Origin of the sequence: Cupriavidus basilensis, from assembly GCF_029335485.1 — a bacterium.
Taxonomy (GTDB): domain Bacteria; phylum Pseudomonadota; class Gammaproteobacteria; order Burkholderiales; family Burkholderiaceae; genus Cupriavidus; species Cupriavidus basilensis_E.
Window position 1 is genome coordinate 24,081 of the sequence record NZ_JARJLM010000302.1, and the last position, 14,325, is coordinate 38,405.

Below are 14,325 nucleotides of genomic sequence, written 5' to 3' on the forward strand. Positions count from 1 at the left end.
GGTCGGGACAGCGATCATGGTGCAACACTAGGCGCGGTTGCGAGACGCCCAAGCTTCTCATGCAGTTCGCGCTGCGTATCCGATGTCATGCCGACGCGGGTGCTGGTCAGGTCCAGTTGTGTGCAGTCAAGTCGGAACGACCACTGGCGATCGTCGATGGCCAGCCGGCAGGATCCCTTGGGCCGCCGGTTCATCATCCAAGCGGCGCATTCGCGTTCCCGTTCAAAGTTCGCCAGGTCGCGCGGCGAGTCCGCGGACCGGGGCTGTAACGGGGTCGTGCCGACCACGCTGGCACGGGCGCGGAACCGCAGGCCTTGAAAAAATCGTAAGTTCGCAAGCCGCCGAAGGCGAAGGTGGGCCCGATGCGACGCTGTAGCAGCTGTGGATTCGAGAATCCGGCAGGCGCCAAGTTCTGCGAGGAATGCGGCGCCAAGCTGGTTCATGTCTGCCCGGCCTGCGGGCACGAGACCAGCGCGAGCGCCAAGTTCTGCAGCGAATGCGGCGCGCCATTGAGAGCGGCAGGTCGCGGTAGCGCGTCAGCGGCCAGCGCCCCCATAAACTACACGCCTCCCCATCTGGCCGAGCGTATCCGGGCCGCCCGGGCCGCGATGCAGGCGCGGGGCGCGACCGAGGGCGAGCGCAAGACCATCACCGCGCTGTTCGCCGACATGGCAGGCTCGACCGCGCTGATCCGGGATCTCGACCCCGAAGACGCGCGCAGCCTGATCGACCCGGTGCTGGCGCTGATGATGGAGGCTGTGCACCACTACGAAGGCTATGTGGCCAGGTCGATGGGCGACGGCATTCTGGCGTTGTTCGGCGCGCCGATTGCGCACGAGGACCATGCGCAGCGCGCCCTGCTGGCAGCGCTGCGCATGCAGGAGGACATGCGCCGCTACGCCGACCGCGTGCGCCGAGCCCAGGGTATCGCGCTGCAGATCCGCGTGGGCGTCAATTCGGGCGAGGTCGTGGTGCGCGCGATCCGCACCGAGGATCTGCACACCGATTACGATCCGGTAGGCAACTCTATCCACATCGCTTCGCGCATGGAGGGCATCGCAGTGCCCGGCTCGATCGTTGCAAGCGAAGACACGCACAAGCTGGCCGAGGGCTATTTCGCATTCAAGGCGCTCGGCGCGACGCCGATCAAGGGGCTTAGCGAGCCGCTGCCCGTCTTCGAAGTACTGGGCCTGGGCCCGCTGCGCACCCGGCTCCAGGTGTCGGCCAGCCGCGGGCTGGCGCGCTTTGTCGGCCGGGTCCGCGAGCTCGAGCAACTGCGCGAGGCGTGGGCGCTGGCGCAGGCCGGACGCGGGCAGATCGTCGGCGTGGTCGGCGAGCCGGGTGTCGGCAAGTCGCGGCTGTTCCACGAGTTCAAGCTGCTTGCGCCGCGCGATTGCCTGGTGCTGGAGACCTTCTCGGTCTCGCACGGCAAGGCCTATCCGTACCTGCCGCTGATCGATCTGCTGAGGAACTACTGCCAGATCACGGGGCAGGACGACGAGCGCCTGCGGCGCGAGAAGCTCACCAGCAAGCTGCTGACCCTGGACCGCGCGCTGGAAGACAGCCTGCCCTATCTGTTCCACATGCTGGGGGGCACCGAGCCGAGCTCGGCGCTGGCGCAGATGGACCCCCACATCCGCCGGCAGCGCACTTTCGAGGCGATCAAGCGGCTCTTGGTGCGCGAGAGCCTGGCCCAACCGCTGGAGCTGATCGTCGAGGACCTGCAGTGGCTCGACAGCGAGACCGAGGCCTTCCTCGGCTTTCTCGGCGAGAGCGTGGCCAACGCCCGCATCCTGCTGCTGGTCAATTACCGGCCCGAATACCGGCATGACTGGAGCCACAAGGGCTACTATAGCCAGCTGCGGCTCGATCCCCTGGGCGGCGTCGAAGCCCGGGAGCTGCTGCGAGATCTGCTGGGCGAGGGCGCCGGGCTCGCGCCGCTCGAGCGCCTGATCCTGGAGCAGACCGAAGGCAACCCCTTCTTCATCGAAGAAGTGGTGCAGACGCTGATCGAGGAGCAGGTGCTGCGCGGCGAGCGCGGGCATTACCGGCTCGAGCAGATCCCGACCGCCCTGCACATCCCGACCACCGTACAGGGGGTGCTCGCTGCCCGCATCGACCGCCTGGAGCCGGCCGAGAAGGCGCTGCTGCAGACCCTGGCGGTGATCGGCAAGGAATTTGCCTGGAGCCTGATCGCGCGCGTCGTCGAGCAGCCCGAAGACGCGCTCAAGAGCCTGCTGAGCCGGCTGCAGGCCAGAGAATTCATCTACGAGCAGCCGGCGTTTCCGGAGGTGGAGTTCAGCTTCAAGCATGGGCTGACCCAGGAAGTCAGCTACGGTTCGCTGCTGATTGAGCGGCGCCGTGCGCTGCACGAGCGCACGGGCCAAGCGATCGAGGCCCTGCACAATGACCAGATCGAGGAGCACTGCAGCGAGCTGGCCCATCATTTCAGCCGCAGCGGCAACGCGGCCAAGGCGGTGGAATACCTGCATTGCGCCGGGCGCCAGGCGGTGCAGCGCTCCGCCGATGCCGAAGCGGTCGCCCACCTCACCAGGGCCCTGGCCTTGCTCGAGACCCAGCCCGACACGCCCGAGCGCGCGCGGCAGGAGCTCGCGCTGCAGATCACCCTCGGCCCGGCCTGGATGGCCGCCAAGGGGCATGGTGCCCCGGAGGTGGAGACGACCTATACCCGGGCGTTGATGCTGTGTCGACAGCTAGGGGATACGACCCAGCTCTTCCCCTCCGTGCTGGGGCTGCGCCTGTTTTATATAGTCCGTGGCGAGCTGCGGACCGCACGCGAGCTGGGGGAGCAACTCCTTGCGCTGGCCGAGAAGGCGCAAGACCCTGCGTTGCTCGTAGAAGCCCATCGGGCGTTGGGGGCCAGCTTATTGAGTCTCGGCGAGCTGGAACCTGCCCGCGCGCAGCTGGAGCAGGCCCTGGCCCTCTATGATCCTCGGCAGCAACACTCGCCTGCCTTCTTTCTGGAGCCCGGCGTGCTCGGGCTGGCCTTCCTCGCCTTGGACCTGTGGCTTCTCGGCTATCCGGATCAAGCCCTGGCGCGCAGCCAGGAAATGCTCGCCCTGGCCCAGACCCGGTCCCAGCCTCTTGCCTCGGCCGCTGCCTTGCAATTCGCCGCCGAGCTTCATCTGCACCGCCGCGAGGCGCAGCCGACCCGCGAGATGGCGGAGGCACTCCTCGCGCTCGCGACCGAGCACGGCTTCCCGTTCTGGTTGACTTGGGGAACAATCCTCTCGGGTTGGGCGCTAGCCGCGCAGGGACGCGCGGCAGAGGGCATCGAAAGGATGCTGCAGGGCTTGAGCGGTTACCGGGGCACCGGGGCGGAGCTTTGGCTACCTCATTTCCTGGCGCTGCTGGCCGAGGCCTATGCGAGAACGGGGCAGGCCGAGACAGGGCTCAAGACGCTGGCTGAGGCGCTGGGCCTGGTGGAGCGGACGCAGGAGCACCTGTACGAAGCTGAGCTGTACCGGCTCAAGGGGGAGCTGACCCTGCTGCATGTCCGCGAGGGAGAGGAGGCCTGCCGCCGGGACGAGGCCGAGGCCTGCTTCCTGCAGGCGATCGCAATCGCCCGCCGCCAGGGCGCCCGGTCGATGGAGCTGCGCGCGGTGATGGCTTTGAACCGGCTGTGGCGGCGGCAGGGCAGGTCGGCCGAGGCGCGCGAGATGCTTAGCGAGGTCTACCAGGGGTTCACCGAGGGATTCGACACATTGGACCTGCAGGAAGCCAAGTCGCTGCTCGCCGTGCTCGATTGAAGCGTGCACCGGGGCGGGGCCATGCTCCGGCGGCTCTGGCGCAAATCGGAGGGGCCGGCGGGCCACGCTCAGGTTTTTGACGAGCGCGAGCCCGCAATGAGTACGCCGAGAGACATCGACTGGTTGTTCAACGGGGCGGCACTTCGACCGCGAAGTCATCGTCCCGTGCGTGCGTTGGTACCTGCGTTACAAGCTCAGTCTTTCGAGACCTCGTTGAAATGATGGCCGAGCGCGGCCTGTCGCTTGCGCACACGACGATCATGCGCTGGGTCAAACACTTCACGTCGGAGTTCGTGAAGTGCTGGCATCGGTTTGCGAGATCGGCGGGTCGTTCATGGCGAGTCGACGAGACGTATGTGCAAATCCGTGGCAAATGGGTCTATCTTTACCGTGCAGTTGATCGAGCGGGAGAGACGGTCGACTTCCGGCTCAGCGTCAAGCGCGATGTCGCTGCAGCCAAGGCCTTCTTCGCGAATGACACGAGGCAAGGGCTCGAGCGAAAGGTCACTTGTGAGGTGCAGGTAGTAGGCCGGGTTGGAAACAGCTGTCCGGCCCACGTGTTTCTCGGTCACCTGGGCGGTGCCCACGTGACACCGCTCAAGCTGGCCTGCTAGTTCATTTTGCCGAGGTCTTCATCACGTCTCCGGTATAGCTTAGGGAGGACAGCTCCTCTTTGGCTTTGGTTGGTGTTTCCAACTCCAGCACCACGCGGCCAACCATCAGACCAATTGAAGGCGAGCTGCGCACGTACTTCGTTTCCGCGCCATCCAGGGCGAAGCTGAGCGTCTTCTCCGTTTCAGTCGACGCCGAGGCTAGATATTTTCCAGCTGGTCGGTCAACAAAGAAGAAGCCACCTGGCTTGGAATCCCCAACGACTTGGTTGTTGAGGCGAATCTCCGGTTGAATCGCAGCGCCAAACATGGACGCCGAACGCAGGAAGTAGATGCGGCCCTCCCCTGGTTTGATTGCCGGGATAGAGGCCGCCATCTCGGAATGCTTCACACCCGAAGCGCAACCCGCCATCAGCAAGGACATCGCCATTCCGGCCATCACCATCCTCGCAACTCGTTTCATTCGATGTCTCCCAAGGTCAGGGGTACTGCGGTTGAAAGTGGGGAGTAGTTCTGCTCACCCGGTAAATAGAAGCCCACCAGCTTCTTGTCTTTGAGGACCAAGTAGGCTTCGTGAACCTGCCGACCCTCGATTGTGAAGATCGTTCCGACCGGCTGATAGACAGTACCTTGCGGCACGCGTCCCACCCGCTTCCAGACGGATGTTTCGGCCAATTCTCGTGAGTACCCCGTATCGAGCTGGATCTTTGCTGTTGCCAGGATAACTATGGATCGCACCTCGGTCCCATCCTGGGCAAATTCGACAATTGATGGTGTCGTTGCGATCATTGGGGCACAACTAAATAGAACGATGCTGCAGGCGAGTATCACCCAGAGGGGACGCCGACACATCGAGGATAGGCTCTTCATGAAAACGGGTATTTGCATTTATTTTGGAAACCATTTTCAAATCGACAACGGGTCGTACCTTATTCTATCCCGAGACGTTCCTATTCCATGACGCCATGCCAGAGGCCAAAAAATCGCCCCTCGCAGAAGAGGGGCCAAAGAGACTTACGAGCTACTGACAGCCACAACCCAACTTGCGGCGACCCGAAAATCTTCGGCGATACTGTCAAAACCTCGGAATCAGTGTGCGTGAGATAAAGCCAATCCAGCGCTAATAGCATATAAACTGCGCAATTTCGATATCCACACCCCATCCCCATCTGCGGCAGTCACATTGCGTGTGGTGGCATCGAGCGAGACATGGCCGGCGGTCTGCTGTACCACCTCCAGCGGGGCCCTGACCGCCAGCGCGCGAGAAACGTGGGTGCGCTTGCTGGCGGTACGCAGCCGCGCGGCGAAGCCTCGGCAACAGTGCAGGTGCGCGCGGTGAAGAAGAATATGGACCGACGGGAACGCCTACAGGCCGGCTCGGGGAGAGTGTCACGGATGTTGCCTCGAGGTGGGTCCAAATAATCCGCCGCTCGCACGAGATTCTAGGGGAAAGGAGACGTACCGGCGCACGCAGGCCAGCATCACCTCTAGCGGGTGGTGCAAGTGCATCAAAACCTTCGTGACTTGCAGAGTCATGGCTGATCATACCCAGCTGCATTCGAGATCCGTCCATTCTACTGGGGCCTATTCCGACCGAGCCCGCTTGAGTCTGCCGACGCGGTCATGGGCCGAGCGCATGACCTATGGCTCCGCGATGACCACTATTTTTCCTCGAGAACCGGGACGGCCTTGCCCGGAAATCCGCGATGAACTTCTCTTTCGCGTGCCGGGGTCGCAGTTGAGAATACGCGCTAATTATCTCTATTGCGCAGACTTCCACATCCCCACGCGACATTGAGACATTGTGACACTGGTTTGTCATGGAGTGCGGGCAAGGTCGCCGATCGCGCGTCTTCTCTAGGTGCTGACGGAATAGTCCTGCGTGCTTTCCGACATCCCGCGAACGCGGTGCGCTGCAGCGAAGCAGACAGCTGGGCGCCGCGGCCCCTTCGTAGTCTGCTTATGCCCCACAACAAACCATGACTGACAAACCGGATGCTTCCCGCCGCAAGGCTTTGAAACTCCTCGCCAGTGCGCCAATGCTGCCGCTCGGTACCGGCTCTCTCGCCCTGCTGGCGGGCTGCGGCGGCGGTGACGACGCCGTAGCCGCACCCACAGCCGCCAGCTTCACCACCGCCGAGTTCACCGGCATGGCGGCACCGACGCTGGACACGCCCGCAGCCATGGCCGCCACGACGGTCAACTCTTCGCTGAAGGTCTCGTTCAGCGACGGCAGCAGCCAGACCTACAAGCTGGCCTACCAGCCGTTCTTCATCACCGGCGACACCGCGCCCGACGGCAAGGGCGGCACGGTCGTGGCAGGCGGCTACTACAACATCAACAACCAGCCGATCATCGACACCTCGGTGGCAGGCAAGGAACGCCAGTTCTTCTCCGACGCCCCGGACGGCAGCTCGCTGCTGACGCTGGCCAACGCCTCCGTGTCCGGCGTCAAGGGCAAGACGGTGTTCGCGGTGGTGCAGTTCGAGTACACCTCGGCCAACCAGAACAACACGAGCATGTATGGCCAACTGCCGTCGCCGATCGCCGTGCTGACGCTGGACCAGGACCCGGCCACAGGCAGGCTCAAGGTGGTCAAGTACCACAACGTCGACACCTCTGGCGTCAACGGCCTGTGGATCACCTGTGGCGCCAGCTTATCGCCGTGGAATACGCACCTCTCAAGCGAGGAATACGAGCCAGACGCCACCAAGGCCGCCACCGACACGCAACTGCGCGGCTTCAGCCAGAACCTGTTCGGCAATCCCGACACGGCCAAACCCTACCACTACGGCCACCTGCCGGAAGTGACCGTGAACGCGGACGGCACCGGCAGCATCAAGAAACACTACTGCCTGGGCCGCATCTCGCACGAGCTGGTGCAGGTGATGCCGGACGAGCGCACCGTGCTGATGGGCGACGACGCCGCCAACGGCGGCCTCTTCATGTTCATCGCGGACAAGGCGCGCGACCTCTCCAGCGGCACGCTCTACGTCGCCAAGTGGAACCAGACCTCGGGTACCGGGCCGGGCGCGGCCACGCTGTCGTGGATCAAGCTGGGAAGCGCCACGAGCGCGGAGATCCGCGCGCTGGTGGACGGTGGCATCAAGGCGGCCGACATCATGGTCGTGAAGACGACCGACCCGGCCGACACGTCGTACACGCGCATCCTGTACGCGGGCAAGCCAAACTGGGTGAAGCTCTTGCCTGGCAAGGAGAAGGCCGCGGCGTTCCTGGAGACACACCGCTACGCCGCGCTGGTGGGCGGCAGCCTGGGCTTCACCAAGATGGAGGGCACCACGGTCAACATCAAGGACAGGAAGGCCTACTCGGCGATGTCGCGCATCGAGACGAGCATGCTGAAAGGCAATGCCGCCAACGCCGGCGACATCCAGGTGGAAGGCCCGTACTCTGGCTGCATCTATGAGCTGAACCTGAAGGGTGGCCAGAAGGACAAGGCAGGCGCCGCCGTCAACAGCGAGTGGGTGCCGGTCGACATGGCCTCAGTACCTGCGCTCGTCAGCGAAGATCTGGGCGGCGGCAAGATGAAGCAGCAGGACGCACTGGGCAATTTCGCCAACCCGGACAAAATCGCCACGCCGGACAACCTGAAGTTCTCCGAGAAGCTGCGCACGCTGTTCATCGGCGAAGACAGCAACACGCACGTCAACAACTTCCTGTGGGCGTACAACGTCGACACGAAGAAGCTCTCCCGCGTGCTGTCGTGCCCGGTGGGCGCCGAGTCCACCGGCCTGCATGCGGTGGATGAGATCAACGGCTGGACCTATATCATGAGCAACTTCCAGCACGCCGGCGACTGGGAAACGCCGCTGCACGACAAGGTCAAGGCCGCACTCGATCCGCTCGTGCGCGCCAACTACAAGGACCGGTTCGGCGCCGCAGTCGGCTACCTGACGGCAGACCCGACCGGCGTGAAGCTGGCCAAGGCCTGACGCGTAACACGCTCTTCTCTGAGGCAGGACTAGGCGGCGGGCCACGGCCCGCCGCAATTTCTTTTGCCAAGAAGCAGCTTCAAGTGCGAGCTGGGAGCCGCATACACCGCTGATCGGTGCTCTGGGTCAGCTCGGGAGCCGGCGGCGGCGGAGGCGACGCCACGATGGCAAAACAACCGGCTGCCCGCAGGTCGGTCAAGGTCAGGCCGTGCCTTGCCATCTGCACACGGATCCACACCATGGCCGCGGCGCGCTCAATCTCAAGAGACATAGGTATCAGGTTCTGGGAGTCTGAAAGGTGCAACGATTTGGGCCGCACAATCCCCCTTGTCGGCATCCCGCACCATCCACATCGCTTCCATGCGTCACGCCGCCTCGGTGATCACGTTGCGGGTAGTGGTATCGAGCGTAGCGTGGCCTGCGCTCTGTCGCACCAGCGTCAGCACCACCTCGGCCAGGCGCAATGGGTTACGCACGGCTCATTGCATCCATATCGACGCAGTGCAACTCACATGTCCAAGCGTATTCCGACGCAGTGATCAAATCAAACCAGCGATGTAAATAAGATAAACACGCATAAATCGCATGCGTTATATCTTCCGTCCCTCCTTCGTGGGGGCACCGCCGTATCCCATTTTTCCATACTGTCAGAATGACTCCCACATGAGTGCTGGGCGGTCCGCTGAGCCTCTTACTATACTTGGAGGCTCTACTTCTGACCCGGATAGCACCACTCGTATGGCTTCGGTTCATCTCAACCCTTGGAGATAGGGCTGCAAACATTCCTCTGCAATAGATCGACGGGAGCATAGGAGCCGGCGTCTTTCCGTGCCTGTACCTCTCGCAGCCAGACTCGCCGGTCCATCCATGCTTTCGCTTCAAACAAGGGAGATTGAGATGACGCTCAGCAGCCAGAGCTTTATCGACGCCATCGCGGACAAGCAGGCGGACATCGCCGCGTTGAAAAACCGGGTCTATAGCGACGTCATAGATGACGCGGGGCTGCAATACGTAGACCTGGTCATGGAAGGTGGCGGCGTGCTCGGGATCGCTCTACTTGGCTACGTCTATGTGCTAGAGCAGGCTGGACTGCGATTTGCCAGCCTTGGCGGCGCCTCGGCGGGATCCATTACGGCCCTGGCGCTCGCGGCGCTAGACGTGCCGGCGGCGGCCAAGAGTGAAATGCTCATCGAGATCGTGGCCAACATGCCGATGGCCGATTTCGTCGATGGCAAGGACGACGACGACACGGACGCCTCGGATTTTCTCGACACTATACTTGCGCGCCGCGGCCTGATGAAGGCGCTCTGGAAAGGCATTCAGGTCGTCGATAACTTCTCGGAGATCATGGGCCTGAACCGTGGCGAACACTTTCATCGCTGGCTCAAAGACATGGTCCTCAAGCCCCGTGGCCTTACCACCACGAAGGCGCTGTTGGCACAGATGGGCACTACGCCGACGGGCTGGCGGCTGCGGGACGACTCCCTTCACCGGGAGTCTCAACTCGAGGGCGAGCCTGCGTTGCCGCCGCTCGATCCCAAGGACTGCAAACTATGCATCGTCGCCGCGGACATCTCCACAGAGACCAAGCTCGAATTCCCACGCATGGCCGGTCTCTACTGGGCAGATGTTGACCAGGTAGACCCAGCAGACTACGTGCGTTGCTCGATGTCCATCCCGTTCTTCTTCCGCCCCGTGAAGATTCCACTGGCAATGCGCGACCCAGCTCACGAGAGGCTGTGGTGCGATCTGGCCGGCATTAATGAGGTCGATATCGAGAAGAAGCGTTTCCCACCGAAGTTTAGCTTGATCGTCGACGGCGGGGTACTATCCAATTTCCCGATTGACGTCTTCCACAATCCGCTCAAGGTGCCGACACGACCAACGTTCGGCGTCAAGCTACAGTGGGACGAGCGAGCGCACAATATTGACCGTCTGCAGGAAATCGTCACACAGACCTTCAATGCGGCCCGGCACTGCCTGGACTACGAATTCCTGAGGAAGAACCCTGACTTCAACCGGCTTGTTGCGTACATAGACACGGCCGAGCACGACTGGCTGGCGTTCAGCATGGCGGATGCCGAAAAGCTCGACCTTTTCCGTCGTGGCGCGCTGACCGCGATTGACTTTCTCGCTCGCTTCGACTGGCAGGCGTACAAGACGATTCGCGAAAGCCTGTCGGCCGCGCAGATGACGGCGGCAAGCACGATGCCGCGGAGCCAGTTCCGTGGCAGCAAGCCGGACTGAGCGTTCCATCGGCCATGGCTTTTGGTCCGCTCGCCTCCCTCAGCCCAACAGCCCAGCGCGCCGGTAGCGCTGTCGCGGTCGTCTTCGCGCTGCTCGCCGGTGCGTACCTGCGCGTCAAGCGCGGTCAATTCAGGGGGTCCCTTTCCGTATCGTGCCGCCGTCGACTTCGAGATACCGCGGGGACAATCCCGAGCAAAAGCGATGCTGGCCGCCTTACGAAATACCACCCCCTCGGCGTCCAGGCTTTGCGCCTTCACACGCCCATCGGCTCTCTGTGCCTTCTGCGCTACTCCGTGGCGATCTCGCTGCATTGCATACAAAGCGGCGCCGGCCAGGGGTCTAACTACGCCTCATTGGCAGCCACCATGGCGTGGCTCGCACATCTGGCGATTCCATTGGACGGCAGTGGGAAAGCGATACTGCAGATGCTCGGCGGGCGGACGGCCTATCCATGGCGCGTGTTGTCATCGGTATGTACGCTCGCGAAGCTTGCGGCTATCCTCCTCGGTCTGGCGTTTATCGTCGCCGACGGCCCCTACCGATTCCTGCCGCGCATCTGGCACGCTTAAGACGCGCCGGCCACTACGCCCCCATAAGGAGTCCACCATGCCAACTCGGGACGACGTGTTGTGGTTCAAGACCCAGTTCCAACCGCGCATCGAGCCGCTGTTGGCCAACTCCCCGCTGACCGTCGACTTCCTCGCCGCAATCGCCTGCCAGGAAACCGGTTACGTGTGGTCTAGGCTGCGTGCAAGGCTGCCGATCGACCAGGTGCTGGCCCTATGCGTTGGTGATACGCTCGACGATGACAAGGGACGTAGCGCTTTTCCAAGGAACAAGGCAGCGTTACTAGCTGCCGCCCACGGCGACGAGATGTATACGATCGCCCGCCAGGCACTCATCGACATGTCGAAAGAGATTCCGTCGTTTGCCGCCGTGGCAAAGCGGCCAAACAAGTTTTGCCACGGTTTTGGCATGTTTCAACGGGACCTGCAATTTTTCAAGTCCGACCCTGACTACTTCCTGGAGAAGCGCTATGCGACGTTCGAGGGCACGCTCGAATGTTGCCTGGAAGAACTCGGCCACGCTGCAAAGCGGCTCGGATTCGAGGGCCGCGCGTTGTTGACTGACATGGAGCTCGCCGCGGTGGGCATCGCTTATAACACAGGCAGCTTCACTCCAAAGAAGGGCCTACGCCAGGGTTTCTTCGACGGTCAAAAGTTCTACGGCGAGCAGCTCTTCGATTTCCTTCAGATGGCCCACAGAGTGGCCCTTCCTGGCAATTCTCCGCTGCTGACTCCGCCACGGGAGAACACGGCTGTGGTGCCATCACCGAGCCCGGTGATCGCGCAGGGCACGTTCCTGCGCGTGGACACGAAGGAGGGCATGTTACGGTTGCGCAGCGAACCGAAGATCAGCGATCCGCCGCAAGCGAACGTGGTCGGCCACATGCCTGACGGGCAGCCGGTGCGAGCCTTCACGGGCAAGGCCCGCAATGGGTTTCGGGAAGTCGAGACCTCGCTGAACGGTGCGCTGCTGCGTGGATTCGCCTCGCAGAAGTATCTCGTGGCCGACACCGGCGTCACGGAGATTCCCATTGTCACAGCGTCAGAGGCGCCACCCGTCACCGGTGTGGTCGCGGTCTTCATGCCCAGCCGGCCAGGCCACATCACAAAGCGTTCGGACCCGGCCGGCGCGCACTCGCTTAACGAGCCGAATCAACCAACGCGTGCGGGCACATCTCCCGACGAGCTCCGCGCGTCGCTGAGCGCCATAATTGACTGGCTGGCTGTCGACAAGGCGGCGCACGGGCGTTACCAACCCCATGACGGTCTGACGTTCTGCAATATCTATTGCCACGACTACTGCCACCTCGCCGACGTCTATCTGCCGCGCGTGTGGTGGACGACCCGCGCCATCCTAGCGCTGACACAGGGCCAATCCGTCGAACCGCTGATTGGCGACACAATCGCTGAAATGCGTGCCAACGATCTGTTTCGCTGGCTTCGGGACTTCGGCCCCACTTTCGGCTGGCGCCAGACCGGCACGCTGACCAAGCTACAACAAACGGTCAACCAGGGGGCGATCGGCTTGATCGTCGCTCGGCGCAAAGAGGACGGTCGCTCGGGTCACATCGTTGCCGTGGTACCGGAAAGCGCCGTCGAGAGCGCCAGGCGTGATGCTATGGGCGAGGTTACCGCCCCGCTCCAGAGCCAGGCTGGCGCCACGAACTTCCGCTATGGCAAGGGCCGGGCCAATTGGTGGAACGGGATGGAGTTTGCCGAGAGCGCGTTCTGGGTACACGCTTAGTCCCAGTGTGCGCAGAAAACCGATGGCGTTGCCGGCGGCAAGACTATCTCAAACAGATCAGGATGATCGTACCGATCAACTCGGCCTTGGAGGTCGCAAAGGAGTGATCCATGAATGCAATGATAGAAGGTGGTATCAAGGCTGTGAAGCTAGCGGCCCCGACGCTCGCTGCTGCAGTTTTGATCTACTTGGTTCCGTACGCATTCTTGGTTACGGTGGGGTATGATACGATCAAAGAATTTTGTCCATTTTTCCGATCACCGATTTCCATCTCTACTAACATTTATGAGTGCGAAAAAATCTCGACATCATTGCAGAGAGGAAAAACATCAGGATGCAATGATTTTAACAAACCTGAGTTGGACTTAATCAATAGTGCGCAGGAGAGAATTCTCAAAGGCGCCGAGACACAGTTTGACCTTATTAAGTCGTTTTTTAAATGGCAGTATTTTTCCACATTATCGGCACTTATTGCTGGCGCGCTGAGCGCTATGACCTTGTTGGCGATCTCGATATACGGATGGGCGTCGGCACCAGGGTGGCTGAAACCATCTTTTTTTCTATGCTCTGCATCTGTGGCATTCTGGGTTGCAGTGCCCCAGGTCTACAGGTACGAGGAAAACATTTCGGCTGCGCTAAAGCGTCACGCATTAGCAAGTACGACGCTTTGGCAACTCAGCACAATACGTGCCACCGGTCGAGACGCAGACGGAAACTGGGTTAACCCTCAAAAGACTCTGTGGAATCTCACCCGGCAAGCCGGAGAGGCGGGAATCATTGGCATTGCATTTGACCAGAACAAGGCGATGCTTTTGAAGCTAGAGAAGCCGGGTCAATAGTATCACCAATAGGCAAACAATAATATTCTTCTAATTTCCAGAATAAGTTGGAAACGGCGCCTATCAGAACTGCCAAGTCGATATTTCTCGCGAGCCTCCGAGTTCTCACGCCAGGCACTCTCAACAGTGTCGATCCGTAAGGTGCGGATACCGGCAGGAGGTCGCGCATTCCCCACCTCGCGGTCTGGGGCGACTACATCAGCCAGTCGCCGTTATGGCAGCACTACCGGAGTGCCTCGACAGCCTATCTTGAAGCCGTGCGGCAAGCCGGCGCGACGTGCAGATCGTGGACCTGCCGGCGCTCGGTATCCGGGGCAATTCCCATATGGCGATGATGGATCGCAACGCCGACCAAGTCGCGGAGCTTGTGCAAAGCTGGATGGACAGCAAGGCGCTGATGCGGGCAGGATTGTAGGATCGCCCCGGATCGGGTGAGGCTTTCGCCCTTCCCTCGTTACTCGGCCTGCTCGGCGCGGCGCGCCGCGCGGATCCACCAGGCCCGGCTCGCTGGCGCAGGCCTGGAAGAATCGCTTGATCTGCCGGTACAGCGCAGTCAGCCTTGACCCACGGCGACCACTCGGCCCTGTCTGTTTCA

At 62.0% G+C, this 14,325-nt stretch carries 9 protein-coding genes and 1 pseudogene; 8 read left to right on the plus strand and 2 right to left on the minus strand.

The window, feature by feature from the left end; translation table 11 throughout:
• Positions 1-362: 362 nt before the first annotated feature.
• Positions 363-3,770 carry an adenylate/guanylate cyclase domain-containing protein gene (locus P3W85_RS17600; protein WP_276265747.1) on the plus strand — a complete coding sequence of 1,136 codons (3,408 nt, stop codon included), beginning with the start codon at positions 363-365 and terminating at the stop codon, positions 3,768-3,770.
• Positions 3,771-3,866: 96 nt separating this feature from the next.
• Positions 3,867-4,237 (plus strand): annotated as a pseudogene (locus tag P3W85_RS17605) (IS6 family transposase); the annotation flags it as partial.
• A 148-nt stretch (positions 4,238-4,385) separates the two neighbouring features.
• On the opposite strand, the gene P3W85_RS17610 reads toward P3W85_RS17605, so the two are convergent.
• On the minus strand, positions 4,386-4,844 hold the full coding sequence (locus tag P3W85_RS17610) for a DUF2846 domain-containing protein (RefSeq protein ID WP_276265729.1): 459 nt from the start codon (positions 4,842-4,844) through the stop codon (positions 4,386-4,388).
• The gene (locus P3W85_RS17615) at positions 4,841-5,170 is read right to left on the minus strand and encodes a hypothetical protein (protein WP_346430271.1); all 330 of its coding nucleotides are present in this window, start codon (positions 5,168-5,170) and stop codon (positions 4,841-4,843) included. The genes P3W85_RS17610 and P3W85_RS17615 overlap by 4 nt, the downstream gene beginning before the upstream one ends.
• Before the next feature lie 1,190 nt (positions 5,171-6,360).
• Between P3W85_RS17615 and P3W85_RS17620 the strand changes: the two genes are divergently transcribed.
• The 6 genes from P3W85_RS17620 (at position 6,361) to P3W85_RS17645 (ending at position 14,145) form a co-directional block, all read left to right on the plus strand.
• Positions 6,361-8,334, plus strand: a complete 1,974-nt coding sequence (locus P3W85_RS17620; protein WP_276265731.1) for a PhoX family protein — start codon at positions 6,361-6,363, stop codon at positions 8,332-8,334.
• A gap of 897 nt (positions 8,335-9,231) precedes the next feature.
• The gene (locus tag P3W85_RS17625; RefSeq protein WP_276265732.1) at positions 9,232-10,581 is read left to right on the plus strand and encodes a patatin-like phospholipase family protein; all 1,350 of its coding nucleotides are present in this window, start codon (positions 9,232-9,234) and stop codon (positions 10,579-10,581) included.
• A 293-nt stretch (positions 10,582-10,874) separates the two neighbouring features.
• Entirely contained in the window at positions 10,875-11,150 is a 276-nt protein-coding gene (locus P3W85_RS17630; RefSeq protein WP_276265733.1) for a hypothetical protein, read from the plus strand.
• Between the two features lie 37 nt (positions 11,151-11,187).
• Complete coding sequence (locus P3W85_RS17635; protein WP_276265734.1) at positions 11,188-12,891, plus strand: hypothetical protein; 1,704 nt, start codon at positions 11,188-11,190, stop codon at positions 12,889-12,891.
• A gap of 110 nt (positions 12,892-13,001) precedes the next feature.
• The gene (locus P3W85_RS17640; protein WP_276265735.1) at positions 13,002-13,730 is read left to right on the plus strand and encodes a hypothetical protein; all 729 of its coding nucleotides are present in this window, start codon (positions 13,002-13,004) and stop codon (positions 13,728-13,730) included.
• A 277-nt stretch (positions 13,731-14,007) separates the two neighbouring features.
• The gene (locus P3W85_RS17645) at positions 14,008-14,145 is read left to right on the plus strand and encodes a hypothetical protein (RefSeq protein WP_276265736.1); all 138 of its coding nucleotides are present in this window, start codon (positions 14,008-14,010) and stop codon (positions 14,143-14,145) included.
• The last annotated feature ends 180 nt before the right edge of the window (positions 14,146-14,325 follow it).

Bases quoted from the DNA above. Each gene is read 5' to 3' on its own strand.
- P3W85_RS17600 (WP_276265747.1), top strand. From the start codon at position 363: ATGCGACGCTGTAGCAGCTGTGGATTCGAGAATCCGGCAGGCGCCAAG.
- P3W85_RS17610 (WP_276265729.1), bottom strand. From the start codon at position 4,844: ATGAAACGAGTTGCGAGGATGGTGATGGCCGGAATGGCGATGTCCTTG.
- P3W85_RS17615 (WP_346430271.1), bottom strand. From the start codon at position 5,170: ATGATCGCAACGACACCATCAATTGTCGAATTTGCCCAGGATGGGACC.
- P3W85_RS17620 (WP_276265731.1), top strand. From the start codon at position 6,361: ATGACTGACAAACCGGATGCTTCCCGCCGCAAGGCTTTGAAACTCCTC.
- P3W85_RS17625 (WP_276265732.1), top strand. From the start codon at position 9,232: ATGACGCTCAGCAGCCAGAGCTTTATCGACGCCATCGCGGACAAGCAG.
- P3W85_RS17635 (WP_276265734.1), top strand. From the start codon at position 11,188: ATGCCAACTCGGGACGACGTGTTGTGGTTCAAGACCCAGTTCCAACCG.
- P3W85_RS17640 (WP_276265735.1), top strand. From the start codon at position 13,002: ATGAATGCAATGATAGAAGGTGGTATCAAGGCTGTGAAGCTAGCGGCC.